The following is a 25,776-nucleotide window of genomic DNA, read 5'->3' as shown; positions in this document are numbered from 1 at the left end:
GACGATATCAAATGAATTTTGGGAGGAACGAAAAATGAAAAGTGGGCAAGGGTTTGTTACGGCTTCGGTGACGGATCCGTTCGGCAACGTTCTGGGGATCATGTACAATCCGCATTATTTGGATACGCTGAATCCCGGAATTTGACGCGCATACTCCTTAGCAAGTCGCCTATTCGGCGGCTTTTTTCGTTGGAAAGAACCATGGAGCAAAATCCGAAATATAGTATTAAAACATCCGAAAAAAGGGCAAAAAGGCAATAAGCGAAGCGATGTCCAAAATAGAGATCGACTTCCTGAACCGGTTCGTTCATAATAACGGTAATCGATCGGATAACGACGCATGATTCGTTACCTTTAGGCCGTGTTTAAATACTCCCAAAGGATGTGAAAACGAATGAATCGAATCGACTGCGCCATCGAATTTGCGGCATACGCCCATCGGCACCAGTTCAGAAAAGGCAGCGAAATTCCTTATATCAGCCATCCTTTCGGCGTCGCCATGATCCTGCTTGAGGCCAAATGCAAAGAGGAGGTCGTCATGGCCGGCCTGCTTCACGATACGCTCGAGGATACCGATACGACGGACGAAGACCTCCGCAGCCGGTTCGGCGAGGAGGTGCTGCGGCTGGTGCAAGGCGCTTCGGAACCGGATAAAAGCTTGTCTTGGGAAGAACGCAAGGAACATACGCTTGAATTTTTGAAAAGCGCCGACCTGTCCACCAGGCAGCTGTCCTGCGCGGACAAACTGCATAATTTGCGCTCCGTCCGCAGGGATTTTGCTGTCCTTGGCGATGAGGTATGGAATAAATTCAAACGGGGCTACGACAAGCAGAAGTGGTATTACGTGAATTTGGTGGAAAGCCTCGGGTACGCTTCGCGTTTTCCGCTATTGGATACGTTCCAAAGCGAGGTCGAGTCCTTTTTCATGGGGCTGGAGTTTTCCGCAGAGGAGAAAAGCTGCCGCAGAAACCCCAAGTTTTTCGATGCGATGTTTGAATGTTTATTCGCTGCTCCCGAGCGGGTTGCCCACATCGAAGACGAACTCGGGGAAAATGGACAGCTCGGCTGCAAACGGGCGGTCTTTGACCGGATTGAGCGCTGCAGGCAGGGCGATCCGGAGTGTGCGGGGAAAAAAGAAGAGATCTACCGCTATTTGGCTTCCCGCGGCATCGGTTTTGAAATCGACTCGGAGGGCACGGACATCATCATTTCCGCCTGCGTCGCCATGCAGGAAACGTTCCGGCTGTATCCGCATGAGGTGTATCATCATCTTCGCCGCAGTTTAAAAAAAGGGCGTTTGTAGACAACCGCGAGCATGCGCCGGGATCATTTTTTCGGAAAAAATGAATCCGTCACATCCATTCCGCCCAAACCGTGCTATAATACGGTGAACGCTTTAAACTACACGGAAGAAGAGATGACATTTTGGGTACGCCGGCTCCATATTACAAACAAAAAACGAATGTGTTCCTGAATAAGTATTTTACCGGAAGCAAGCTTGATTACAGGCAAATTATCGCGATTATTATCCCGATATTTGTGGATCAAGCTTTTATTATTTTAATGAGTTTGTTGAACACGGCGATGATCGCCTCCTCCGGGGTTGCGGCCGTAAGCGCGGTCAGCATGGTGGATTCGCTGAACATTTTCCTCGTGAACGTCTTTATTGCCGTCGCGACGGGCGGGACCGTCATCGTGGCGCAGTACAAGGGCAGCGGGAACGACAGCATGGTGTCGAAAACGGCCGCGCAGGCCATTTCGGCGGTGGCGTTCATATCGATCCTGCTGTGCGTGCTCGTGATCGCTTTTCACACCCCTTTGCTGAATTTGCTGTTCGGGCAGGCGGAAGCCGACGTCTTCCAAAATGCGAGGCTGTATCTGATCGGAAGCTGCCTTTCGTACCCGTTTATCGCGGTGTTCCAAGCCGTGACGGGAGCGCTCCGAGGCGTGGCGGAGACGAAAGCTTGCCTTGGGTTGTCCCTGATTTTGAATCTGTCGTACCTGCTGCTGAACATTTTGTTTATTACCGTGCTCGATATGGGCATCATGGGACTCATTATTTCGCTGATTATAGCGAGGGTGCTCGGCATGGGCATTTCGCTGTTTTATTTGATCCGAATGAACCATACGCTTCGCTATCGCCTCAAGGATGCGCTGAAGATCGATTTTTCGCTGCTGAAAAAGATCATGATCATCGGCATCCCGTTTGCCGCGGAGCAGATGTTTTTTAACGGCGGCAAGCTGCTGACGCAGACGTTTATCGTGCAGCTCGGCACGCTGGCGATTACGGTCAACGCGATTGGCGGCTCGATCTCGCTCCTGTTCCAGATCGGGGGCAGCGCGCTCAGCATCGCCGTCGTGACGGTGGTCGGCCAGTGCATCGGGAACGGCAACATTCCGGACGCCCGGAAATTCATCAAGTCCTTTATCGGGCTGTCGACGGTATTTTTTGTCGTGATCGCGGCGGTCATTTTGCCGTTGTTCCCGTTTATCGTGCATTTGTTTTCGCCGCCGGCCGAGATTATTCCGGACATCTTTAAACTTACGCTTCTCATCGCGATTACGCAGCCGATTTTCTGGTCGACCAGCTTCATCATGCCGTCGGCGCTGCGCGCGGCCGGGGATTCGAACTTCACCTCGATCACGTCGCTGCTGTCGATGTGGGTGCTGCGCGTCATTTTGGGTTATGTGCTTGCCATCCCGCTGAAATTCGGCATCATGGGCGTCTGGGTGGCGATGGTCACCGAATGGGGCGTGCGCGGCGCGATTTTCTGGTGGCGCTTCAGGGGCGAGAAGTGGTACAGACGGAAATTGATCTAGAAAAACCGGGTGCAGTGATCATGAGTGCCCTCTTGGAATTGGCTTCGGAGCCCTTTAAGGAATCCGTGCCTTCCAAGGGGGCATTTTTTTGTGGAAATAAAGTGGGGAAGATGTTGCGAATATGCGTAAAAAAGGTCTCAGGTTAACGCGGAAAGCAAGGAGCCTCCGGCTGCGCAAAACAACACGACGGCCCATGGGGGAAGCTTCCATAACATCAGCAAACCCAATGCGGCGATCGCAAGGCAAAAGTCATAAGGCGTATAAACGGCTTTCGTCCACACCGGATTATAGAGGGCGGCCAGCAAAATGCCGACGACGGCGGCGTTGATCCCTTTGAAGACCGACTGAAAATCGGGGCGGCGGCGAATCGCATCCCAAAACGGCAACGCGCCCGTAACCAGCAGAAAAGAAGGAAGGAACATCGCGATTAAGGCGATGCCCGCTCCGGCCCAGCCGTTCATGACGGTTCCCAAATAAGCGGAGAAGGTGAACAAGGGACCCGGGATCGCTTGAGCCGCCCCGTATCCGGCAAGAAACTGGGCTTCCGTGACCCAGCCAGCGGGAACCACCTCGGCTTGGAGCATCGGAAGCACGACATGGCCGCCGCCGAAAACCAGCGAACCGACGCGGAAAAAGGTATCGAACAATGCCAAGCCTTGGGAAGGGGAGACGGACCGCAGCAGCGGCAATCCCAGCAGCAGGCCGACAAACACGACCCAGGCGGCAACCGCCGTACGCCTGCGGATCGATATGCCCAGACGAGGCGTTTCCGGAACGGCGGATGCGGTCAAAAACCATCGGCCGAACAACCCCGCGGCGGCAATGAGTATCAGCTGGCCGTAGGCGGAAGGCCATAATAAAGTGATGATCGCGGTTAAGAGGGCAATCGTGCCCCGCGTCCGGTCGGGTGCCAGGCTCCGGGCCATCCCCCAGACCGCTTGCGCGACGACGGCCACGGCAGCGATCATCAGTCCGTGCAGCCACCCGGCGCTGCTGACATCGACATGGTGAAGCAGGTAAGCGAAGAGCATTAAAGCGAGGGCGGAGGGCAGCGTAAAACCGATCCAGGACGCGATCCCGCCGAGCAACCCGCCGCGCATCATGCCGATGGCGATCCCGACCTGGCTGCTGGCCGGTCCCGGAAGGAACTGGCACAAGGCGACCAGGTCGGCATAACTTTTTTCGTCCAGCCATTTTCGGCGGTTGACGTATTCGTCGCGAAAATAGCCCAAATGGGCGATCGGCCCGCCAAACGACGTCAATCCGAGTTTCGTCGACGCCCCGAGAATTTCGAGAATCGTACCTTTCCGCCTGCCTTTTGCTTGCGTTTCGGCATGTGATTTGGCTTCCGTTTGTCCCGCCATCTTTTGTTCCCGACCTCATCTCATGTTTTTCTGAAACTCCCTATAGGTTAAACATAAAGGATATGCGTTTCCTAAGCAAAACAAATTATCATTCAAAGTGCCGACAAAAGCCTGTTGGGGTGAAGAAGGCTCACAGGCTGCCGTTTCTCATTGCTCGGGTTAGCGTAGAGGAAGATTGACGGCGGCAAGGAATCGATTAGATTTCGCCAATACCGTCACTGAGGCTAGTTTAAGTCTCTGTAATACTGAAGAAGAAAATCGCGAAAAGTCAGCGCCGCTTGCGACAAATAGCGCTTTTTCAGCCAAATTAACCGAAAAGAACGCCGGCAATAGGGTTGATGAATAGGAATTAACGTTAAGGAAGGGTCTTTCTCTTTTGCTGTTTCCGTCAAAAAACCAACGCCCATTCCGTTTTGCACAAAGTTGCTAATGACCGCGAATTCGTCCACGGCGCATATCGTCGCAGGTTCAAACCCCGCTTCCCTGCAAAAGCCGTTCGTTAATTCCCGGAAGCTGTTTCCTTCCTTCAAACTGATGAAAGGCTCCGCCGCCGCTTCGATCAAGTCAATGCTTTGCCGATCGGCGAAGCGATGGTCGGGAGGTACGGCCAAAAAGATTTCCTCCGTCAGAAACGGCATGCTGTCGACTTCCTCATGTTCCACGGGAGGTAATGCAAAAATCCGCTTCCCCGTTAAGAAGGAGATCCAATTTCTCTTCTTCCGTCGGAATTTGCGTCAGGCGAAGGTTAATGTTGGGGTACATCGATAAAAACGAACCGATCACTTCGGCGTCGCATTTGTGATTGGTTGTCGCCAAAAACAGGCGCCCGCGTTCCAGCCCGGCTTGCTCCAACACTTGGCGTTTCCCTTCTTCCAACGATAAGAGGGCCGACTCTACATGCTCCAAAAAGATTTTGCCGAATTGGTTCAGCCGAATTTGCCGGTTCTGGCGATCAAAAAGAGGCACGCCTACGTCCTGTTCCAAACGAGAGATCGTTTTGCTGAGGGCCGGCTGAGCAATATGAAGCTCTTCGGCAGCTTTGGTCATATGTTGCAGCCGGGCGACCGTTTGAAAATATTTCAGCTGCAGCAATTCCACGTGTATCCCTCCTATCCATATACTCGAGTATATCATTACATAAATAAATATATATTTTCATTTATTTTATCGCAATCATACAATGGGAAACAAAGGCAGACGCGGCGTCAAATTTGATAGATCGATCCAGGTTTAAATGTTTGACATGTCCATGAGGGAGGGGGTGGTACAAGTGGATGCCTCTTTGAAGAAAACGGAAAAAACGGCGGAAAAACTGCTTCGAATCATGTTTTTTACGCTGATCATATCCGTGATGAATGCAACGATCTTTAATGTGGCCCTTCCTTCGATTAGCGAAGAATTTTCCCTCTCCGCCTCGAACGTCAGCTGGATGACGACCGGATACGGCATCGTGTATGCGATCGGAACGGTCACGTATGGCAAATTGGCGGATCGATATCGATTGAAAAATGTGCTGACATTCGGATTGATTCTGATGTCTCTAGGTTCGCTTGCAGGGCTCGCAGCGACGCAATATGGGATGCTGGTTGCCGGGCGAATGCTGCAGGCGGCAGGAGCCGCCGTGATTCCCTCCATCTCGATGCTGATCCCGGTAAAGTATTTTACTTCCGAAAAGCGCGGCCGCGCAATAGGCACGTTGGTCAGCGGGTTAGCGCTCGGGAATGCGTTGAGCCCCATTGCGGCCGGTTTGGTGGCAGGCATGCTGCATTGGCGTTTGCTGTTCTGTTTTTCGTTCCTGATCTGGCTGACGCTGCCTTTTTTCCGAAAACATTTGGACGATCAACCGATCAAAACGGCAAGCAAGCTCGATGTGATCGGCGGCGTTCTTCTTGCGGGTACGGTCGCTTGCGTGCTTTTGTCGCTTACCCGTTCGCTCATTTTCCTGCCGGTCGGCCTGCTTTCATTCGTTTTATTGCTCCTTCGCATCCGGTTTGCTGCCGAACCCTTTATCGAGCCCTCGTTGTTTCGAAGTAAAAATTATTCGCTAGCCGTTCTCGTTGCCTTGCTGGCCGCCGGTTTGGGTGCGGGAGTGCCGTTTATCGCGCCGCAGCTGCTTTCCAACGTAAACCATGTCTCTTCCGCGTATATTGGCTTTGTTCTGTTCCCGGGGGCGGTTGCTGCCGCGCTGTTAGGGAGGGCGGCCGGCAAACTGGCCGACCGGAAGGGGAATTCCTTTCTTTTTTATGCGGCGGCCATTCCTTTGTTCATGAGCTTTTGCGTTTTATCGACGTTGTCGGGGATGTCTCCGTCGTGGCTGTGGATCGTTTTGGCCTTGGCGAACATAGGGCAGACCTTCATTCAAGTGGCGATGTCCAATAACGTATCCCGCACCTTGTCGAAGGAACAGGCAGGGATCGGGATGGGTTTTTATACGATGATGACGTTTATGGCGGGAGCGGCTTCCACCGCTTTGATCGGCAAGGTACTCGATGCTTTGGCATCCGTTCGGTTGAATCCTTGGCAAATCTATGAGCAGGCTGCCGCGTATAGCAATGCCTTTTTTATACTTGCCTGCGTTTCTCTTTTGGCGCTTGCGTTATATTTCGTTCTGTTCGGTGCCAAAAGCGTCCAAGCTTCCTTCCGTCCAGACCCGAAAAAACGCGCCAAGGCAAGCTAGGTTGAAATATGACGATGAATGTAAAGGAGATTCAGATGACCAGACCCATGATGCAAGCCGTCCGTGTTCATCGATATGGAGGGCCCGAGGTTTTAACGCTTGAACGGATACCGGTTCCGACGCCGTCGTCCGACGAGATATTGATTCGCGTGCACGCCGTGGGCGTATTGCCCGTCGACTGGGCTTACCGCCAAGGGTTGATGCAAAAACACGTTCCGCTGCAGATTCCCTTTATTCCGGGATCGGCTGTGGCCGGAGTCGTCGAAGAATCGAACGTAAAAGGATTCGAGAAAGGGCAGGCCGTTTTCGGCCGAGCCAGTCATGGAGCATGCGCGGAGTATGTGACAACGACCGTGAAAACGATCGCCCATAAACCAGAGCAGCTTTCTTTTGCCGAAGCAGCTGCGATATCGGGCGGGGGCACGACGGCATGGATGGCGCTTTTTGCCCATGGCGGCCTGGAACCGGGACAACGCGTGTTGGTTCATGCCGCCACAGGAGGCGTCGGCTCGTTTGCGGTTCAATTTGCCAAATGGAAAGGCGCCGAGGTGATCGGAACGTGTTCGACGGCCAACGTAGACGATGTGAAGTCGCTTGGCGCGGATACCGTGATCGATTACAAAACGACGTCGTTCGAAGAGGTCGTTCAAGACATCGATTTGGTGCTTGACGCTGTCGGGGGAGAAACGCTCGAACGTTCATGGTCGGTTTTAAAACGCGGAGGAACGCTTCTCTCGCTTGTCGACGTCCCTTCCGAAAAGAAAGCCGAGGAACTGGGCATTCATGCGCGATTCAGCAATGAACTTGCGCCCAATGAGGTGTTTCAAGAGATTGCCCGGTTGATGGCGGAAGGAAAAGCGAAAGCGACGATTGGGAAGGAATTTCCGCTTCAAGACCTTCGGCAGGCCCACGAGCTCTGCCAAACCGGGCACGGGAGAGGGCGGATCATCGTCCGAATGGCGGAGTAACCCCGCGAATTAACCTGAAAAACGACCAGCTATTAAAGTTGGCGATCGTAAAATAGAGGAGGATATAACATGGAAAAGTTAAACATCGGCATCATTTTAGGAAGCACGCGCCAAGGGCGTTTAAGTCCGCAAGTCGGAAATTGGGTGAAGGAAATCGGGGATCAACGGGGAGACGCGAATTATGAAATCGTAGACATCGCAGACTACAACTTGCCGTTTTATGGAGAGGGGACCGGCAACGAACCCGGATTGGCGGCGTGGTCGGAGAAGCTTTCCCGCTTGGATGGTTTTGTTTTCATTGTTCAAGAGTACAATCACAGCATTACGGGAGCCTTAAAAAATGCGCTGGATTCCGCACGTGACGAATGGAACAATAAGGCGGCGGGGATCGTCAGCTACGGTTCGACGGGCGGAGCCCGCGCGGCCGAGCATTTGCGGGGAATCCTGGGCGAATTGCTGGTTGCGGACGTTCGCGTGCATCCGACCTTATCGCTGTATGCGGATTTCGAAAACTTCAGAACATTCAAACCGGCCGAATTGCATCTTCAAAATGTGAACGCGATGCTGGATCAAACGATTGCTTGGAGCGGCGCATTAAAAACTTTGCGGTGAACACGGCTGATGTTTTGCAAAAGTGAGCCTTGCGGCCTTGAGAGCCTCCGCCGTTTGCGGCAAAGGCAATTTTTAGCATATATGCGCGCTTGCCGGACAAAATCGCCGCTATCGGATTGTGGCGCATCGTCAAAAAATGCTACTGACATACTGCTGTCAGTAGCGTTTTTTTATCATTAGACCATCAAACGAAAAGTGGTCATGGTAAACGGATCCGCATCCAGCGATGCCACGCGTTCAATATTTGGAGGTGCATTTCATGCGTGAAACCAACGTTGCAAATATGCCGAGTCAAAACCAAAAACAGCGGCGTTATTGGATTGGCGTCGTTTCCGAAGCTCATGTCAGAAATGGAGAGGAAGGCGGTTTCGCGCAGCTTTGCCACGGCAAAGCCGCTCCGCTCCGCAGAATGCGACAAGGGGATTGGCTCATTTACTATTCGCCGCGGACGGAAATGAAAGGCGGTCAAGCGCTGCAATCTTTTACGGCGATCGGTCAGGTCGTGGACGATGAGGTCTATCCCTTTAAAATGAGGGAGGATTTTGTCCCATATCGCCGGAATATACGTTATTTCCCTTGCCGCAGCGTGAAAATTGCCGGTTTGTTGGACAAGCTGAGCTTCACCAAAGGACAAGTTGGCTGGGGGTATTCATTTAGGTTCGGGCAACTGGAGGTCAGTCAGGAGGACTTTATCATCATAGCGAATGAGATGCTTGGGGAGGGATGGGAGGAAGCGCTGCCCCTTTCTTAACTCTAGACTATCAAAGAGGAAGGACGGCTTGGACTAACGTATCCCTCATCTCTCAACTACGTCAACTTATGTCATAATTGAGGTTTATACTGATGGTAAAGTCAGTTGAGGTGAAATGAGGGAAACAGCCATGAACGAATATATCGAAATCCGAGGCGCGAGGGAGCATAATTTAAAAAACATCTCCCTGCGGATTCCCAAACGCAAGCTGATCGTGTTAACCGGACTTTCGGGTTCGGGAAAGTCATCCCTTGCGATGGATACGCTGCAAAAGGAATGCCAAAGACAATATATGGAGTCCATGGGGATGGTGACGGACTTCATCAGCAAACCGCGGGTGGATTCCATTCGCGGCCTGTCCCCGTCCATCAGCGTCAGCCAGCACCGTTCAAACCGGAATCCCCGGTCGACGGTCGGCACGGTTACCGAGGTATACACCTACTTGCGCGTCCTCTATGCCAAGCTTGGCGTTCGCGTTTGTCCGACATGCGGCAAGACGGTTCCCCCCGATTTTGAAAGCGATCCGGTCATCATGGATATGGACCAGGAAGAGCTCGAAGAGCAGAATTCAAAAACGCCCGGCGTGAAATGTCCCCACTGTAAAACGCAAATGCCGAAATTGAAAATGGCCCATTTTTCCTTCAACAAGCCCGAAGGAGCATGCGAGGCATGCACCGGACTTGGGATCATAACCACCGTCGATATAAGGCAGCTGCTCAACGAAGACAAGAGCATTCCCGAAGGCGGCGTCCTGATGTGGGAAAATTGGGTCCGCGACTATTATTCGGATGTTTTGTCCGCCGCCGCCAAGCATTACGGCTTTGCATTCGAGCCGAACATGCCCATTCGGCGGTTTGACGCGAACACGCGTGATTTTCTGTTATACGGAGCCGGCAGCGAGGAGTTTAAGGCGCATTTTCCGGATATACGGCCCCCAAAATCCGTCGGAAAAGGCAATTTTGAAGGCATCGTGACCCAACTGTTAAGGAGACATCGCGAGAAAGACGGCGAACTTCAATCTTCCGGCAAAACGGACCGTTATTTCATTCAACAAACCTGCCCCCATTGCAAGGGAACGCGGCTTCGGCAGGAAAGCCGGCAAGTGACCATCCGTGGCTTGTCCATCGTCGAAGTTGCCTCCTATTCTCTGCGCAAACTTCTTGCCTGGCTTGAGAAGATGGAGGAGCAGCTTACAGAGGCGGGCCGGCTGATCCTGGAGCCCATCTTGAACGATCTGGCAGAACGGATCCGCCGCCAGATCCATGTCGGCCTGGATTATTTGACGCTGGACCGCCAGGCCAACTCGCTTTCCGGCGGCGAAGCCCAGCGGCTCCGGCTTGCTTCGCTTCTCGGTTCCGGCCTGACCGGTGTCCTGTACGTGCTCGACGAACCCACCACCGGGCTTCACCCGCGGGATACGGGCAAATTGGTCAGCGTATTGAAGCAGCTGCGCGATTTGGGGAACACCGTGCTCGTCATCGAGCATGATACGGAGGTGATGAGAGCGGCGGACCACATCATCGACATCGGACCGGGCTCCGGCAAAAACGGAGGAACGGTTGTCGGCTCCGGAACCTTGGATCAGCTGAAAGCCAGTCCCGAGTCCGTAACCGGCCGATTTTTGCGCGAAGAGGAACAGGGGCGCCCCGAACGGCAACGACGCACCGGAAATCAAGAACGCATCACGATACGAAACGCATCCGCCCATAATTTGAAAAATATGACCGTCGCATTTCCGCTGGGCTGTCTGATCACCGTTACGGGGGTATCCGGATCCGGGAAATCCACCCTCCTCTTCGATATATTGGAGCCTGCGGCCAGGGCGCGTCTTCACGGGACGAACGTGATGCCAGGCAAACACGAGCGCATAGACGGATTGGAGCATGTCGACAAAATCATAGCCGTTGACCAGTCCCCCATCGGACGAATATCGCGTTCCAACATCGCGACATACACCGATCTATTTACACCGATCCGCAGCTTGTTCGCCAGCCTTCCGGAAGCGAGGAAGAAAAAATTGTCGTCCAAGCATTTTTCCTTCAATACCCCGGGCGGCAGATGCGAGAAATGCCAGGGCATGGGCACGCTGCAGCTGGAAATGCATTTTTTGCCTGACGTGGAAGTCCGATGCCCGGCCTGCCGGGGGAAACGGTTCACGGATGAAGTGCTCGAAGTGAAGTACAACGGTTACAGCATATCGGACGTTCTCGACGGGACGGTCCGGGAGAACGCTTCGGTTTTCGTGGAGCCGGAAATTGCCGGGAAGCTGAAGCTGCTGTGCGAGGTCGGGCTGGACTATTTGCAGCTGGGACAGCCGACGTCCACCTTGTCGGGCGGCGAAGCCCAGCGCATCAAACTGGCGAAGGAACTGGGCAAAAAAAACCAGGGACATACCCTCTATTTGTTGGATGAGCCGACGACGGGGCTCCATCCATGGGATGTGCGCCAGCTTTGCTCCTTGCTGAACCGATTGGTAGACGCCGGCAATACGGTGATCGTGATCGAGCACAATCTCGATCTTATTGCCGAATCGGACTGGGTGGCCGATTTCGGGCCGGAGGGCGGCGAAGAGGGAGGACGCTTGATCGCTCAGGGCACGCCGGAAGAAGTCGCCGCCACCAAAGGTTCCCACACCGGAACCTACTTGGCGGCCCATCTCTCGCGGGCTCGGAAATAATCAATGCTGGCAGGAGCCTTTACGCCATACCGTTCATCGGAAAATGATAAGGCAGTTCCAAAGAAAACTTTGGAGCTGCCTTTGCCGTTTTGTTTAAGATTTTTTTTTAAAGTCATTCCGTTACCTCAACCGTTTGGGGATCGGCTTCTATTTTATAGCCCTTGATGCTTCCGTCTTTATCTATTTTAAATTCCGCGACTGCTGAAATCATATAGACGCCCGGTTCCTTTATTTTATAGTGGTATGCCTCTGAAATCGTCTCCTTGCCGGAGAGCGTCCGGACCTTTCCTACATCATGAACCCCAAAAGAGTTGATTTGTTTTCCGTTTCTATCTTTAATCAAAAATACGAATATGTTTTCCCTGCTCATCATCGTCATCGTTTGTTCCGTGTTCACTTGAAGATCGGCTTTTACCGCAAACGCCTTGCCCGTTTTCAGTTTCTTCGGAACGGTGACGCGGGCCGTAAAATCCTTCATATCCGTTTTCTTGGATTCCATCCCTATGTTTGTTGAAGGAAGTTGCCCCAGATTAACGGACTGAAAGACGAACAAATTCAAAAGAATGGCAACAACGACCATAATCTTCATGGATAAACACCTCCATATTAAAAGACGTCGGAAAAATGCCAACTGTTGCTGCTTTATCTATAATATTTTCCGAAAAGTATGGCCCCCGTGCATTAACCGGAGCTTGCACTAGGCTTCCCAACTGCATGCTCCGACATAAGCGGCCTGTTTTGGTATAATCATAGCTAAATAAGCATTTGCTGGGAGTTCTTTCTCAAGTCAACAGGAAACGAGGTGCCTGGATGGAAAATCAATTATTCGATCGCATTAAGGGCGGGCTGTATGGCGTGGCCGTAGGTGACGCGCTAGGTGGAACGACGGAATTTATGAGCGCAAAAGAGGTCGAGGCGAAACACGGCTATTTGACGGAGATCATCGGCGGGGGCGTGTGGAGCCTGGAACCGGGGGAAGTGACCGACGATACGATGATGACGCTTTGCGTGGCGGAAGGGATTCTCGAAAATCCGAAGGAGCCGATGGAGGCCATCGGGCGCCGTTTTATGGCCTGGTATGAAGCTCGGCCCAAAGACATCGGGAACATTATCCGCCACGTGTTTGAAAAATACGAGGGGGACTGGTTCGAAGCGGCCTTTGTTGCGCATATGGATATGGGGCAAAGCGGCGGAAACGGATCCCTCATGCGATGCCTGCCGGCGGCGCTGGCCTACAGCGACCCGGCGGACATGGAGCGAGTGACAACCATGCAGTCGCGGATGACGCATTACGATCCAAGGTGCGCGGAAGCCTGTATCCTGTACAACCGAATCGCTGAGCGTCTTTTGCAGGGCGAAAACCTAAGAGCGGCGATATTGGCCGAGGCGGCGGGAAGCGAATACGAAGGCGTGATTGAAGCGCAGCCGGATTGCCCGCCGAGCGGTTACGTGGTCCATACCTTCCGGTGGGTGCTGCATATTTTGCTCCATGCGCCGGATTTTGCGGGCGTTGTGCAGCAGGCGGCAAATTTGGGAGGCGATTCCGATACGATCGGCGCCATCGCCGGCGGGTTGGCCGGTATCCACTACGGTTATGAAGGCATTCCCGCCCGATATGCGGAGGCGATTCTGGTTAAAGAGAGGCTCGACCGGGTTATTTCGGGGTTGTATGCGCTCAGAACTTAGATGACGGAAATTTAAACAATGAAATACATTTTATAAACTTTTTGGATGGAATCGGCGTGTACAATGAAGGAAACGCATGGTAAGCGAAAACGGGAGAATTCATATGAACACGAAGGTTTTATTTTCTGCATCTCTTTTATGGTTTGGCCTGTTAATAGGCTGCACGCCTCAGGCGGCGGTTGAGCTTAATCGCTCCACGGGTCTTTCCGCGTCGAATCCCGCCGATCAAGCCATTGAAAAAGACGAAGTTTCATCCGGGGCGGAAACCCCAAGCAAGCTCGCCAGCCAGTTTCCGAAATCGATTCTTACGGCTTCCACCGAACTCGACTCGGTGAAAGATACTCCATCCGTTCGTGCCGAGACGGTCACGGAGCAAGGAACGTTAGTGATGATTTCGAACGGGTGGGAGGAGCTCGGGCATCTGGTCGTGTCGAGCAACTACGGACGGGAAGGCGACAAAACGTTTCAAAGCGATTATTCCGTTATTTATCGGCAGGGAAAAGAAAACCGGGTATTGCTGGAGCTGCCCGCATTGATGTTTGCCCGGCCCGATGACGAAAAGCTGTCTTTCGAGAGGGTTCGTTTCAAAGAAGCGGATGTTTACGTTCTTACCCCGCAGTACAAAACGGGTCATGGGGTGGAAGGATATTTGTTTGCGGTCGATCAACGCAGCGGCAAGGCTTTTCCTCTGCAAATCGTTAGCAATGGGCATGTGTTCCATACGCTGGTTTATTCCGAAATCAATCCGTTTCCTCATGTTGAAAACGACAAATTGGTCGTGTATCCGCCTGCTGGAGCGGGCGGCGACCCGATCGGGAAAATACAATACCGGCTGGATTTGGACAAGAAGCAGTTGATATCCGAATGAATGAAAAGGCTCTCCAGCCTGCCATCCTTTTCGGATACAGGTCGAAGAGCCAAGCGGAATGATCGGTTACATTTTACCTTCGACATAGGACAAATATTCGAAAGCCGTCGTGCCGTACATCTGTTTAAAATGCCGGTTCAGATGGGCCAGGTCCACAAAACCGCAGCTGCTTACGGCCAGATAAACGTCCTTTTGCTGTTCGATGATTTGCTTTGCCTGCTCTAACCGGCAGTTGACGAAATACTGGTAGGGCGAGATGCCGGTGTTGGCTTTAAAAGCACGGATGAATTGGTATTTGGACATCCCGAAGGAGAGGCTGATCTCATCCAGACGAAGCACGTGCTGCAGGTCGCTGCGCATCATTTCTTTGGCTGCGTGCAAAACCCGGACATAAACGATATGGCCTGCTTCGCTGCAGATTGGGACACATCCATTTGAAGGATCTTATAGGCCAGATACAGGATGAAGATGCTTCCGGCAAGCCTGAGCCCTGCAAGCCATACCGGATTGCCGTCGAGCAATTCCCGGTTTACCGTCACCGAAGCGACGATCAGCAGAACAAAAGCCAGAGAGGCTCCGGCAATATACTTTAAGGTGGGCTTGAATCCGCCTTGATTCACGGCAGCCAAAATGACGATATTCGAAGGCCCGGGCGTAAAGGTGACTACGGTACAGTATAACAGAAACGACATGGTGTTCATGCTTTCAGGCTCCTTCAAGAGTAGGTTTCTTGCATTATAGAGCGCGGAAGCCGATAGGGAATAGTACGTTATTGCAAGGAGCCGCGTGAAGTTCGTGGTGAATGGTTTGGCGGGGCGAAGCGTACCTTGAGGTATATTTCGCCATATGCTAAGATAACAATAAAGAAGGGACCGTGCTGGAACACGATCCCTCAGCACAACAGCCGCTAAAAGAGCGGTCGGCCGTAAGCTTGATTCAGAAAATAGACCGAATCCTTACCTAGGGCGGTCTATTTTCGTTTATTAAACGAAAGCAGCGCGACGATTAACGTCCCGAAGGCAAGCATCAAGCTTATCGCTTCATACGCTGTCATAGGCATCACCTCCCGTATGGGAGACTAGCCGACCGCCCTTATAGCCGAAATGTTGTACAATCCATATTGTACCATAGGGTCCTCGTTGGAGGGCCTTTTTCTATTTAAGGAAAGGTCCTTTATCTTGCCTCGTATTTCAAATCACGCCCTCTATGATTTACAATACATGTAACGAAAGGGGACGGTATTCCGATGGATATGAACATTTTTATCGTCGAAGACGATGCCCATATCTTTGAAGCTCTGAAGGAACGGTTGGAAAAATGGTCTCTGCGCGTCACGGGACCGGATTCGTTTGATGACGTCATGCGTTCCTTTATTCAGATTGAACCTCATCTTGTCATTTTGGACATTCAGCTTCCGAAATACGACGGCTTTCACTGGTGCCGGGAAATTCGCGCCGTATCGAAGGTGCCGATCTTGTTCCTGTCTTCGCGGGATCATCCGATGGATATGGTGATGGCGATGAACATGGGCGCGGACGACTACATCCAGAAGCCTTTTCACATGGACGTGCTGCTGGCCAAAATCCAGGCGATTCTCCGCCGGACGTACGCTTACGGAGAAGAGGCGGCTGACGTGATCGAATGGAACGGCGCGGTGATCGACATGAAGCGCGGCGCCATCCGCAGAGACGGCCGGGAGGCCGATTTGACGAAAAACGAATTTTTCATACTCGCCGTCCTTGTTCAGGCGAACAATGAAATCGTGTCGCGTCATGACCTGATCCGGAAGCTGTGGGAGGACGAGCATTTCGTCAACGACAATACCCTCACGGCCAATGTGACGCGCTTGCGCCAAAAGCTGGCGGTGCTCGGGCTGGAAGAAGCGATCGTTACGAAAAAAGGGCTTGGTTACATGGCCGTCACGTTGTAAAGGGGGCGCATGGTTGGCGTGTTTTTACGTTATGTTGGTTATAAAAAAAGCTGGATCTTTTTGTTTCTGGCGCTGCTCGGTTTGACCGACGTACTCATTCTGCTCGATCACGGCATTGCGGTTAACGCAAGCTCCATGATCTATTTGAACGTCTTATTTCTGTTCGTCGTTGCCGTGTTTTTGGTTTGGCGTTATAAAACGGAAACGAAATATGCGGCGGCGCTCGCGGCACGAAGCGAAAACATAACTGAGGACTGGATCGAAACCTTGCCGGAGCCCGTCTTTTTCCCGGATGTAGCCACAAGCGAGGCGCTGCGTGCAGCCGATCTGTTTTACAGACGAAAGCTTTCCGATGTGAAGCAGGCGCAGCTGATCGAAAATGATTTTACGGCGTCCTGGATTCATGAAGTGAAGGCGCCGCTGACCGCGATGAAACTCACCATCGATGCTCATCGAAGCGATCCGGCAATGCAAAAGATCGAAGCCGAGTGGCTGCGGATCCATTTGCTGATCGACAGGCAGCTGCATATGGCGCGCCTTCCTTTCCTCGAGTCGGATTACGTGCTGGAGCCGGCGTCCGTTCGGCGGCTTGCCGCGGAAGAGGTGCGCGACCTCGCTTCCTGGTGCATGGAAAAAAACATCGCGGTCGAATTCGAAGGCGAAGACGCGGAGGTCGTTACCGACCGGAAATGGTGCCGGTTTATCATCAGGCAATTGTTGACGAACGCCGTCAAATACAGCCCGGAGGGCGGGATCATTCGGATCGCAACAAGCGTGACGGAGAACGGAAATGGGATGCTGGTCATCAAAGACGAGGGGCCGGGCATTCCGGCGCATGACCTGCCGCGCATTTTCGATAAAGGCTTCACCGGCGGGAACGGCAGAATCCAAAACGCGGCGACGGGCATCGGGCTGTATCTTGCGCAAACCGTCGCGTCCAAAATCGGGATTACGCTCGGAGCATCATCCGGACAAAACCAAGGAACGGCGATGCGGATGATTTTTACGGCTAAAAACGATTTTGAGTCGGTTCGGAGAGGGATGCTGACATAATGCATTCGTTCCGTGAGCCGGAATATGAACGACGGATTGTTTTCATAATGATAAATGATAACAACCAAGCAGCCGGGGCTTTCCTGACTGCTTTTTTGAATTGGCCGGTCTGTTCGATTGTTGCGGAAAAAGGGCGGCCCAAAGCAGCCGCGCTCAACGTGACGACATTGTCACATAACCCCGCCCGCTTGTCATCCAAAACGTGCGACAACACCCGGTGAACGAAAGTACAATGGGGATACAGCAAAACATGGAGGTTCATTATGAATGATATAAATTCGCAGAAAACGGTGCTGCGCGCCCAGAACGTCCGCAAATCGTACGGCTCGAAAGGCAGCGCCCAGCAGGTGTTGAAAGGCATCGATCTTCGCGTCATGGAAGGGGAATTCGTGGGCATCATGGGGCCTTCCGGCTCCGGCAAAACGACCCTGCTGAACGTCCTCGCGACGATCGACCGCACGACGGAAGGAACGATTCTGATCGACGACGCCGACATTTCAAAAATGAAGGATTCGGAGCTTTCCGCGTTTCGCCGGAACAAGCTGGGGTTCATTTTTCAGGATTACAACCTGCTTGACACGCTGACCGTGAAGGAAAACATCCTGCTTCCGATTTCCCTGAGCAAAATGGACAAAAGGCTGGCCGAAGAGGAATTCAAGATCATCGCCGACATTCTCGGCATCCGGGAACTGGCGAACAAATACCCCCATGAAATATCGGGCGGCCAAAAACAGCGCACGTCCGCAGCCCGCGCTTTGATCCACCGGCCATCGATGGTTTTTGCGGATGAACCGACGGGCGCTTTGGATTCCAAATCGGCTTCCTCTTTGCTGGGAACGATGGAAGACCTCAACAAAAAACGTGCCGTAACGATCGTGATGGTCACGCATGATCCCGTTGCGTCCAGCTACTGCAGCCGGGTCGTGTTCCTGAAGGACGGACAAATCTATTCCGAGCTGTACCGCGGCGACAAAACGAGACCGTCCTTCTTCAAGGAAATCATGGACGTGCAGGCCGTGCTTGGGGGGGACAACGTTGACGTTATTTGAACTGGTCATCCGCAGCATTCGGAAAAACATCAAACATTACTACCTGTACTTTTTTGCGCTCATTTTCAGCATGAGTTTGTACTTCGTCTTTGCGACGCTGCAGCATGATTCGTCGGTCGTGGAGCGGATGGGCTCGGACGTGAATTTTGCGACGTCGTTCCGTGTGGCGGGAATTTTGCTGCTCGTCATCGTCGCCGTATTTACCGTCTACGCCAACAGCATCTTTCTGAAGCGGCGCAGCAAGGAAATCGGGCTGTACCAGCTGATCGGCCTGTCGAAGATGGGCGTGGCCCGGTTTTTGATCATCGAAAACATGCTGCTCGGTTTGGGCGCCCTTCTGCTCGGTATCGGCTGCGGCGCGCTCGTATCGCGGCTGTTCCTGCTCATTCTGATGAAGCTGCTGGGCTTCGAAGGCATCGTCGGGATCGCTTTTTCGGCCACTGCTGCGCTGCAGACGGTGATTGTTTTTGCCGCGCTGATCATATTCACGTCGGTCCAGATGACGCTCACGGTATACCGCAGCACGCTGCTCGAGCTGTTTAACGCGGAACGCCAAGGCGACCATCCCAAAAAGCCGAAAACGATCGCGGCCGCGTTCCTTGCCCTGCTTGGCATTGCGCTGATCATTTACGGTTATGATCTGTCGGGGCATATGGTAAACGACATGCTGTTTTTTAACATGCTGTTGGTGCTGCTTTCGACGATTCTGGGGACGTACTTGCTGTTCCGGGTGACGATCGGCTGGCTGTTTTACCAATTCCGGAAAAGAAAAGACGGGCATCTCGGGTTGCTGAACAGCTTGTCCCTCGCACCGCTGATGCACCGGATGAAGGCAAACGCCAACTCGCTGACTTTGATCACGGTGCTGTCGGCGATGACGCTCACGATGGTGGCGCTGGCTTACTCGCTTTATTTTTCGGCGGAAAGCGATACCCGTATCTCGCTGCCGTACGATTTTGTGTTCGAAAATAAAGAAAAGGACGCCAAATCGTTTGGCGCGGAGCTGGAGAAGGCAGGCATCCGGTTCGATTATCAACCGGTCGAAGCGGTCCGGCTAAAAGGGCGGATCAGCGATCCGAAAGGGAAAGCGGAAGAATCTGCTCAGGGGATGCTTTTTCTCCCGGCGGAGCAGTTGCAGAAAGCAGGCATGAAGGTGAAGGTGCCGCCGAAAGGCGAGGCCGTTCTGTACGATGCGCGGGTGAATCTCGAAGGAAAAAAAGACAAGGAAGGCATGGGGTTTCCGAAAGAAATCGTTCTAGGCAAAAATGGGGAAACGGAAAAACTCCGGCTGACGGACCTCGTCATTCAATACGTCATGAACTACAGCGTTTACGGCGCTCAGCTGGTGACCTCGGAAGCGACCGTGCAGGAGCTTGAGAAGAGCATGCCGGGATCTCCCGGATACGAAAAAGTCCGCTTGGATACGTACCAGGTCCCGAGCAAAGCGGAGCGTGCCAAGGCATCGGCCCTTTACGCCAAATACGTGTCGGAGGACGACTTCGAACCCGATTTTCATTCGCAATACGAAGCTGCGCTTCATTCGCTCGGTCTCATGATGTTTATCTCGGCATTTCTGGGGCTTGTGTTCCTCATTTCGACGGGCAGCATTTTGTACTTCAAGCAAATGACGGAAGCGGAGCAGGAAAAAAGAAGCTTCAAGACCTTGCGGCAGCTCGGCTTTGACGAGAAGGACATCATGAAGGGCATCGTGCGCAAGCAGCTGTTTGTTTTCGCCATCCCGCTTCTGATCGGCATCCTGCATTCCGTCTTCGCCGTCAAAGCGGCCTCGATCCTGGTGCTGTCCGACATCACCGTACCCTCAGTCATTGCAATGGGGCTGTATGCGTTAATCTATTTTGTGTTTGCGGTTTTGACCATCGGCTATTACCGGAAAATCGTCAAAAACGCGATGTTTTAGCAGGCTCAACGTTAGGAAAACCATTTTTGTATCGAATCCGTGGGATAAAGAGGAGGAACCATCATGAAAAAATTCGGCGCAGTCGCCGCTTTTATCATCGTCATTTTTGCAGCGTTTTTCGTTTTTTCGTACAAGGACGTCGTCGATCGCTTCAACCCGTTCATAACCAAAGAATACGTCTACGTCCAGGTCAATAAAGCTTCGGAACCGGACGACGGCCGATTCAAGTACAGCTTGACCGGGTACAACACCGAGGGCAAAAAGAAAGACGTGACGTTTACGTCCAGCGTTGATTTGAAGCAAGGGGTCTATTTGAAGGTGCTGGCGCAGGGAGCGTACGTGCAGGAATGGGAGCAGGTGAAGAAGGAGGATTTGCCGAAGGGGATCGGGTTGTAACGCGAATGAAGATTATATTAGATCCAAACAAGGTTCGATAAAAAAAGGTTAGAATAGCAGATATAGTAGGGAAAGCACTCGGCGGTTGCCGGGTGTTTTTTTTGTCGGGCAAAAGGCGGGGCGGAAGCCGTTGGTCTGCGATGAAAATACATGCGTGCGGGATGCTCGCCATTTTGGAATGCTTGAAATGACTGGAAAAGAGAGTGGAATAACCGGGAGCTGCAGCCGCAGATCCCGGCGTATCGATCGTGATCATAAAAGGTTCAGCATACCGTCCGCATTTATCATGGTTACAATGACGATGAGCGCAAGGAAGACAACAGGCTGCACCGTTTTTCCAAACGAATCTTTAACCCTGATATGAGCCAGAAACGCGACCAGCATCGTCACTCCAAGCCAAATGCCTCCCCATGCGATCGCCCCCGCATACCAGAAGCCTATGATGAGCACGGCGGCGCCGACCAATTGGACCACGCCCGTGATGACACGAAACCATTGAGGCAGCTTCAGATTGTTGAACACATCAACCCAGTATTTGGCCCCGATCATCTTCGCGAAACCCGAAAAAACATAATATGCGATCAGCAAGCTTTGAAGAACAATCGAAAATACGGTCATGGGGGATTCCTCCATTGATTTGATTTTTTTCATACCGATGCAAAACCTATTCCATCCAGGCAATCATTTTCTCCAACCGAATTTTTGCCGTCATTGACATTTAACTCAGTATCAGCAAGAACCAGTCGGGCCATGTTGTTCGCATCAACGGTCGTCATGAGGGGCACCGTAGTTGCGAACGTTCAACGCATCACAGCTCCTTTCGTAATCATTCCGGAATTTACCCTACCCCTTAGCTAAGCTATGCCGTTTGATTTCATCGTCACCTTGTAGCAAATGTTGGTTACTGACTACATGGTAAGTTATAACTTTATACATGTCAAGTATAATTTTATTATTATAAAGTTAAATTTGACAACGGTTCAGTAAGGGGGTACGATGATATTAACAGACTTGGGATGGAGGTACAGCCGAGTGGGAGAAATACGCAACGCGGAACGTACGCAAAAGAACATTCTTGAAGCCGCAAAACGCGAGTTTTTCGATAAGGGCTTCAAGGGGGCGCGAATCGAGGCGATCGCGGAAAACGCCGGGGTGAAGAAGCAGCTCATTTATCATTACTTCAAAGGGAAAGCGGAACTGCTTGAAGCCGTTTTGGCGTATTCGGCGACCAGCGAACCGGAGTGGGTCTCTCAGGTTCCCGACGATCCGCTCCATATTGCGGAGCACCGTTTTAGAGTCAACAGCCAGGCGAGGGCGGACTTCATTAAGTTCAGCGCTTGGGAAGCGCTTGAGGCGCGAGCCGAGCAGACCTCATGGAATAAGGGCGGGGAAATCGCCCTGCAATCCTATGCGTCGTACTGGAAGGCCCAACAAGAAAAGGGAATGGTGCCGCCGGATCTCGACCCCGAACTTGTGGCGTTGGCGCTGACCGCATTAACGACGTATCCGATTATCTTCAGCAGCATCACTCAGATCATGACCGGCTTCGAATCCACCGACCCCGAATTTCAAGCGAGATGGTCGGCGTTTCTTACCAAGGTAAGTGAACATTTGTTGACGCCGTCGGGTGAGACGGATTCATTAAAAGGGGAATGAGTTGGATGGCCGCTCCCGCCGCATGAAAAGCCTTATCTATTTGTTATGATAGATAGGGCTTTATTTTTTCCGATATCGGTACAAGATGTATAACCCAATGTTCACGGTAAAAAACAATAAGCTTACAATCGATCGGATAACCGAAGATTCCAGGCCGATATGCACCAGAAAGACATCCAATGGAGTATGGAGAAAGGGGATCAGCACAAGAAATAGCGAGGCTCTTAATAAGCGGCCTATGGATAATACACCTTTGCAATGTTTGCGCAAAACAAGAGCATTCCAGAGCAACGGAACGAGCTCGAACAAGAAAATGCCGATGGCCGCGCCGGCGTAACCGAACCCGGGAATGGCCGTTAAGCAATAAGCGGCAACCGCTGAGCAGACGAGACCCAGGAGAGAACCGGTTAAAGGCGCCTTTTTTTGATCGATCGTCCATAACATCGTTGTCGTAAGTTCCCTCATGCCCGCCACGATGGGGGCAAAAGACATCCAGCGAATGGCCTCAGCCGCATCTTCGTTTCCAAAGACAAGCTTGGAGAGCTCGTCCGCATGAAAGAGCAGGATCATGGCAGAGCTGATCCCCCACAACCATCCGATTTCCAAGCATAAATTCGACCGTTCTTTAAAATCATCCCTTTTGTCGTTTTGCCAACTGGCCGACAGTTTAGAAGCCATCGTATACGACAATGCCGCGGTAACAATGGTTGGCAGGTAAACGATGATCGATGCCATGCCGAATATTTCTCCGAAAACCGCGACGGCACCCGCGTGGCTAAGTCCTGCGATCTGCAGCCGGCGTGGAATAATAAGCGCATCGAGCAGGTCGGAGGTGGGCGAAATTAAACGGGTCAGCATGATGGCAAGGGACGACTTCATAAAAAGAAATGCTTCCGGCCCCAACATGGACCGGCGTAATGTCGACGTTTCGTCCAAGTTTAGGGCGGACGTCGTTTTTTTTCTGTATCTCAACCCCCATAAAAAACACAGGGCGATCACGCCGCCTGTAAATGCACCGAACACGGCCCCGCCGACGGCGGCATGCATGCCGTATTTTATCCATAAGACAGCCAGTAAAAGCATCGTGCCGGCGCGTACCGCTTGTTCGATCAGTTCGGAAGCGGATATTTGCATGTAGGACTCGATCCCTTGCAAAAAACCGCGGTATAGCTGCAACAAGGGAATAATGGCAAGCGCAGGTGTTATGCAGCGGATGGGGAACGTCAGGCGGCTGTCTCCGAGAACATGCGCAAGATACGGCGCTGCAGCGAAGCCGATGGAACCGGAACAAACACCCAAAACGATAAACGGGACAAACAAACGGTTAAAAAATTGCAGTCCGCGCGCCGGGTTTTTGGCCGTCATGAGTGCCAGCGATGTCGGGAAGCCGCCTACGATGAGCGTAAGCGCGAATCCAAAGATCGAGTATACCATTTGGTAGATGCCGGCTCCTTCCGAGCCGAGCAGACGAAACAATGGGATGCGGACAGTAAGCCCGATGGCTTTAACCAGAAAAATGATGCCAGTGCGCAATACGGTTTGTTTTAGGAAGGAAGGAAGCGGCATGTTCTCACCCCAAAGAAACGTTGTCCCAAAATTATATGAACGAAGTGATGGAGGTAGTCCGATAGGGGGTGAAAAATTATCCAGGACCAAGATATGGATAGCGTTTTTTTAGGGATATTCCATTTTCATGGTGGGAAGCATAATTGTTGAATTTCAATAACCGGGTTGAAGCACATCCCGAAATTGCCCGGCGAATCGTAAAGGAAGGACATGCCCTCGGAAATCATTCATACAGTCACGCGAATTTGCCCAAACTAAGTGATCCCGATTTTCGAAAACAGGTTATAACGACGGATCGCTTAATTCAATCCATCTCGGGATTCAAACCAACGTTTATAAGACCTCCGTACGGAAATATCAGTGAAAAACAAATTCAATGGCTGGCTGGTCAACATCCGGGCTCCATTATCCTTCAGCACGCGGCCGGAGGCACGGGGAAGATTTATCCGGAACGGTCCAAGCATTGCCGGATATCATTCGAACGTTTCGAAATAACGGAGTGAAATTAGTAACCGTCCCGGAACTTCTCGATTTGCCGGAAGGCAAATGAAACATGGAAAATTCGATGAATTGATAAAACAATAAGGGAGATTTTTGCTGTGTTACGATTGCTTTTGCTGATTGGCATGTCTTTCACCCTTTGCTTATCGCCATTGAATACTTATGCGCTTTCCCCCGAGCAGGACGATGATAAAGAAAAGATGATGCCGTTTTTGAAGCAATTGTATCAAGATCGCAACAGTCTGCTTATTCATCAGGAGCCGAAGTCGATTGAGAAATATTACGCTCTGTCCGAGGCCGGGGGCCGCCACGCTTATCAAATGGAATTAAAACGCGCAGCGTACATCCATGCATGGATTGAAAAACGCGGACTTCGGCTTGTCGCCGCTGAACCGCGCATTCGAATCGCCCGTTTTAAGGCAAGCGGAGATCAAGCCGTTATTTCCTTGGTCCAATCCGCCAAAATTTCTTACAGCTACAAGACGTTGTCGGTTCCCCCGCAATCCTTTGGGCTCGGCACCCGGCATGCCCTCATATTAAAAAAGACAAGCGACGGATGGATCATAAAAAAGGAGTGGTATCTCGATCCGCTTGAAGAAAACCCGGATTTAATCCCGGATTCCCCTTCCGGCTTTCCGCATCTTTCGCCCGAACCCGAGGCTCCCAAAAAAGAAGGAAGATACAAGCGGGAGCGTGCCGTCGCTTACGCCAACAAATATGCGGGATTGGCTTGGGGGGCCGGCAATAACAACCGGTACAACCGGAATTATCGGGATTATACGTCGCTGGGGGGAGACTGCACGAATTTCGCATCCCAGGTGCTTGGCGATAAAAAGGAAGGCGGCGGATTGCCGATGTCCGGCATATGGGGATATCGGGGAGGCGGGAGCCAGGCATGGGTGCAGACGGATGCCTTTCAGCGCTTCCTGTTTTACTCCGGTTACGGCCGCCTCATTGCAAAAGGGACCTTTGAAGAAATTACGCGCTCCAGCGACAAGCACCCGCATGGCGCGATTGCCAAGCTGCAGCCGGGCGATCTTATCGGTTACGAGCTGAAAGGGGACACGGACCACTTTTCCATCGTCGTCGGGCAAGACGCCAACGGCTATCCCCTGGTGAACTCGCATACCGCCGATCGGTATCGCGTCCCCTTCGATTTGGGCTGGGACCAAACGACGAAGTATATTTTGATTCATGTTAGGGATTAGGGGTGTGCGGTTCCCTGGGGTGTTTATGGAAGGGATGGTTTGAGTAGTTTGAAATGGACTTCACATCATGAGGGTG

The 25,776-nt window shown here is 52.2% G+C and carries 24 protein-coding genes and 3 pseudogenes; 18 read left to right on the top strand and 9 right to left on the bottom strand.

The features are described from left to right. Nucleotides 1-43: 43 nt before the first annotated feature. From GQY55_RS19585 to GQY55_RS19575, 3 genes and pseudogenes are all read left to right on the top strand, one after another. Nucleotides 44-145 (top strand): annotated as a pseudogene (locus tag GQY55_RS19585) (VOC family protein); the annotation flags it as partial. Nucleotides 146-394: 249 nt separating this feature from the next. After that, on the top strand, nucleotides 395-1,303 hold the full coding sequence (locus tag GQY55_RS19580) for an HD domain-containing protein (protein ID WP_160043565.1): 909 nt from the start codon (nucleotides 395-397) through the stop codon (nucleotides 1,301-1,303). Between the two features lie 122 nt (nucleotides 1,304-1,425). After that, nucleotides 1,426-2,820: an MATE family efflux transporter gene (locus GQY55_RS19575; RefSeq protein ID WP_160043564.1), complete on the top strand. Its 1,395-nt coding sequence runs from the start codon at nucleotides 1,426-1,428 to the stop codon at nucleotides 2,818-2,820. Between the two features lie 137 nt (nucleotides 2,821-2,957). Here the strand turns inward: GQY55_RS19575 and chrA are convergent, their stop codons facing one another. The 3 genes from chrA to GQY55_RS31975 form a co-directional block, all read right to left on the bottom strand. Next, nucleotides 2,958-4,184 carry a chromate efflux transporter gene (gene chrA, locus GQY55_RS19570; protein ID WP_160043563.1) on the bottom strand — a complete coding sequence of 409 codons (1,227 nt, stop codon included), beginning with the start codon at nucleotides 4,182-4,184 and terminating at the stop codon, nucleotides 2,958-2,960. 224 nt (nucleotides 4,185-4,408) lie between these two features. Then, nucleotides 4,409-4,846 carry a LysR substrate-binding domain-containing protein gene (locus GQY55_RS31980; RefSeq protein WP_328803752.1) on the bottom strand — a complete coding sequence of 146 codons (438 nt, stop codon included), beginning with the start codon at nucleotides 4,844-4,846 and terminating at the stop codon, nucleotides 4,409-4,411. After that, nucleotides 4,836-5,282, bottom strand: a complete 447-nt coding sequence (locus GQY55_RS31975) for a LysR family transcriptional regulator (protein ID WP_306434068.1) — start codon at nucleotides 5,280-5,282, stop codon at nucleotides 4,836-4,838. Before GQY55_RS31975 ends, GQY55_RS31980 begins: the two co-directional genes overlap by 11 nt. A gap of 172 nt (nucleotides 5,283-5,454) precedes the next feature. On the opposite strand from GQY55_RS31975, the gene GQY55_RS19560 reads away from it, so the two are divergent. The 5 genes from GQY55_RS19560 (at nucleotide 5,455) to uvrA (ending at nucleotide 11,869) form a co-directional block, all read left to right on the top strand. After that, nucleotides 5,455-6,861, top strand: coding sequence for an MFS transporter (locus GQY55_RS19560; protein ID WP_306434067.1), 1,407 nt, complete (start codon nucleotides 5,455-5,457; stop codon nucleotides 6,859-6,861). Between the two features lie 35 nt (nucleotides 6,862-6,896). Further along, nucleotides 6,897-7,829, top strand: a complete 933-nt coding sequence (locus GQY55_RS19555; protein ID WP_160043562.1) for an NADP-dependent oxidoreductase — start codon at nucleotides 6,897-6,899, stop codon at nucleotides 7,827-7,829. A 69-nt stretch (nucleotides 7,830-7,898) separates the two neighbouring features. Continuing rightward, the gene (locus GQY55_RS19550) at nucleotides 7,899-8,441 is read left to right on the top strand and encodes an NADPH-dependent FMN reductase (protein ID WP_160043561.1); all 543 of its coding nucleotides are present in this window, start codon (nucleotides 7,899-7,901) and stop codon (nucleotides 8,439-8,441) included. Between the two features lie 259 nt (nucleotides 8,442-8,700). Beyond that, nucleotides 8,701-9,192, top strand: coding sequence for an EVE domain-containing protein (locus tag GQY55_RS19545; RefSeq protein WP_236575726.1), 492 nt, complete (start codon nucleotides 8,701-8,703; stop codon nucleotides 9,190-9,192). A gap of 130 nt (nucleotides 9,193-9,322) precedes the next feature. Next, on the top strand, nucleotides 9,323-11,869 hold the full coding sequence (gene uvrA, locus GQY55_RS19540; protein ID WP_160043560.1) for an excinuclease ABC subunit UvrA: 2,547 nt from the start codon (nucleotides 9,323-9,325) through the stop codon (nucleotides 11,867-11,869). A gap of 112 nt (nucleotides 11,870-11,981) precedes the next feature. Here the strand turns inward: uvrA and GQY55_RS19535 are convergent, their stop codons facing one another. Further along, complete coding sequence (locus GQY55_RS19535) at nucleotides 11,982-12,458, bottom strand: hypothetical protein (protein ID WP_160043559.1); 477 nt, start codon at nucleotides 12,456-12,458, stop codon at nucleotides 11,982-11,984. A 221-nt stretch (nucleotides 12,459-12,679) separates the two neighbouring features. Between GQY55_RS19535 and GQY55_RS19530 the strand changes: the two genes are divergently transcribed. Together GQY55_RS19530 and GQY55_RS19525 are read left to right on the top strand one after the other, a co-directional pair. Continuing rightward, nucleotides 12,680-13,555 (top strand): ADP-ribosylglycohydrolase family protein, encoded by an 876-nt coding sequence (locus tag GQY55_RS19530; RefSeq protein WP_160043558.1) that lies wholly within the window; start codon nucleotides 12,680-12,682, stop codon nucleotides 13,553-13,555. Nucleotides 13,556-13,658: 103 nt separating this feature from the next. Beyond that, nucleotides 13,659-14,423, top strand: a complete 765-nt coding sequence (locus GQY55_RS19525) for a hypothetical protein (RefSeq protein ID WP_160043557.1) — start codon at nucleotides 13,659-13,661, stop codon at nucleotides 14,421-14,423. Nucleotides 14,424-14,489: 66 nt separating this feature from the next. Here the strand turns inward: GQY55_RS19525 and GQY55_RS19520 are convergent. The 3 genes and pseudogenes from GQY55_RS19520 to GQY55_RS32125 all read right to left on the bottom strand — a co-directional run. Further along, a pseudogene (locus GQY55_RS19520) lies at nucleotides 14,490-14,795 on the bottom strand (helix-turn-helix domain-containing protein); the annotation flags it as partial. Beyond that, the gene (locus tag GQY55_RS19515; protein ID WP_236575746.1) at nucleotides 14,783-15,115 is read right to left on the bottom strand and encodes a LysE family translocator; all 333 of its coding nucleotides are present in this window, start codon (nucleotides 15,113-15,115) and stop codon (nucleotides 14,783-14,785) included. The gene GQY55_RS19515 and the pseudogene GQY55_RS19520, both read right to left, overlap by 13 nt. A gap of 278 nt (nucleotides 15,116-15,393) precedes the next feature. Continuing rightward, nucleotides 15,394-15,477 carry a putative holin-like toxin gene (locus tag GQY55_RS32125; protein WP_373309264.1) on the bottom strand — a complete coding sequence of 28 codons (84 nt, stop codon included), beginning with the start codon at nucleotides 15,475-15,477 and terminating at the stop codon, nucleotides 15,394-15,396. A 192-nt stretch (nucleotides 15,478-15,669) separates the two neighbouring features. Between GQY55_RS32125 and GQY55_RS19510 the strand changes: the two genes are divergently transcribed. From GQY55_RS19510 to GQY55_RS19490, 5 genes are all read left to right on the top strand, one after another. Beyond that, complete coding sequence (locus GQY55_RS19510; RefSeq protein ID WP_160043554.1) at nucleotides 15,670-16,353, top strand: response regulator transcription factor; 684 nt, start codon at nucleotides 15,670-15,672, stop codon at nucleotides 16,351-16,353. 18 nt (nucleotides 16,354-16,371) lie between these two features. After that, entirely contained in the window at nucleotides 16,372-17,406 is a 1,035-nt protein-coding gene (locus GQY55_RS19505) for a sensor histidine kinase (protein ID WP_236575725.1), read from the top strand. A 263-nt stretch (nucleotides 17,407-17,669) separates the two neighbouring features. Then, nucleotides 17,670-18,455 carry an ABC transporter ATP-binding protein gene (locus GQY55_RS19500; RefSeq protein ID WP_160043552.1) on the top strand — a complete coding sequence of 262 codons (786 nt, stop codon included), beginning with the start codon at nucleotides 17,670-17,672 and terminating at the stop codon, nucleotides 18,453-18,455. Next, nucleotides 18,442-20,373 carry an ABC transporter permease gene (locus tag GQY55_RS19495; protein ID WP_160043551.1) on the top strand — a complete coding sequence of 644 codons (1,932 nt, stop codon included), beginning with the start codon at nucleotides 18,442-18,444 and terminating at the stop codon, nucleotides 20,371-20,373. Before GQY55_RS19500 ends, GQY55_RS19495 begins: the two co-directional genes overlap by 14 nt. 63 nt (nucleotides 20,374-20,436) lie before the next feature. Next, the gene (locus GQY55_RS19490) at nucleotides 20,437-20,769 is read left to right on the top strand and encodes a YxeA family protein (RefSeq protein ID WP_160043550.1); all 333 of its coding nucleotides are present in this window, start codon (nucleotides 20,437-20,439) and stop codon (nucleotides 20,767-20,769) included. A gap of 252 nt (nucleotides 20,770-21,021) precedes the next feature. Here GQY55_RS19490 and GQY55_RS19485 read toward each other — a convergent pair whose 3' ends face one another. Next, nucleotides 21,022-21,420 (bottom strand): DoxX family protein, encoded by a 399-nt coding sequence (locus tag GQY55_RS19485; RefSeq protein ID WP_236575724.1) that lies wholly within the window; start codon nucleotides 21,418-21,420, stop codon nucleotides 21,022-21,024. Nucleotides 21,421-21,801: 381 nt separating this feature from the next. On the opposite strand from GQY55_RS19485, the gene GQY55_RS19480 reads away from it, so the two are divergent. Then, on the top strand, nucleotides 21,802-22,425 hold the full coding sequence (locus GQY55_RS19480; protein ID WP_160043548.1) for a TetR/AcrR family transcriptional regulator: 624 nt from the start codon (nucleotides 21,802-21,804) through the stop codon (nucleotides 22,423-22,425). 60 nt (nucleotides 22,426-22,485) lie between these two features. Here the strand turns inward: GQY55_RS19480 and GQY55_RS19475 are convergent, their stop codons facing one another. Further along, nucleotides 22,486-23,958 carry an oligosaccharide flippase family protein gene (locus tag GQY55_RS19475; protein WP_236575723.1) on the bottom strand — a complete coding sequence of 491 codons (1,473 nt, stop codon included), beginning with the start codon at nucleotides 23,956-23,958 and terminating at the stop codon, nucleotides 22,486-22,488. 191 nt (nucleotides 23,959-24,149) lie between these two features. Between GQY55_RS19475 and GQY55_RS19470 the strand changes: the two are divergent. Continuing rightward, nucleotides 24,150-24,541 (top strand): annotated as a pseudogene (locus GQY55_RS19470) (polysaccharide deacetylase family protein); the annotation flags it as partial. A 103-nt stretch (nucleotides 24,542-24,644) separates the two neighbouring features. Next, on the top strand, nucleotides 24,645-25,700 hold the full coding sequence (locus tag GQY55_RS19465) for an amidase domain-containing protein (RefSeq protein ID WP_236575722.1): 1,056 nt from the start codon (nucleotides 24,645-24,647) through the stop codon (nucleotides 25,698-25,700). Nucleotides 25,701-25,776 lie beyond the last annotated feature (76 nt).

Origin of the sequence: Paenibacillus sp. USDA918EY, assembly GCF_009870825.1 — a bacterium.
Lineage (GTDB): Bacteria > Bacillota > Bacilli > Paenibacillales > Paenibacillaceae > Paenibacillus_AQ > Paenibacillus_AQ albilobatus.
This window is presented reverse-complemented; position numbering and strand designations above follow the sequence as displayed.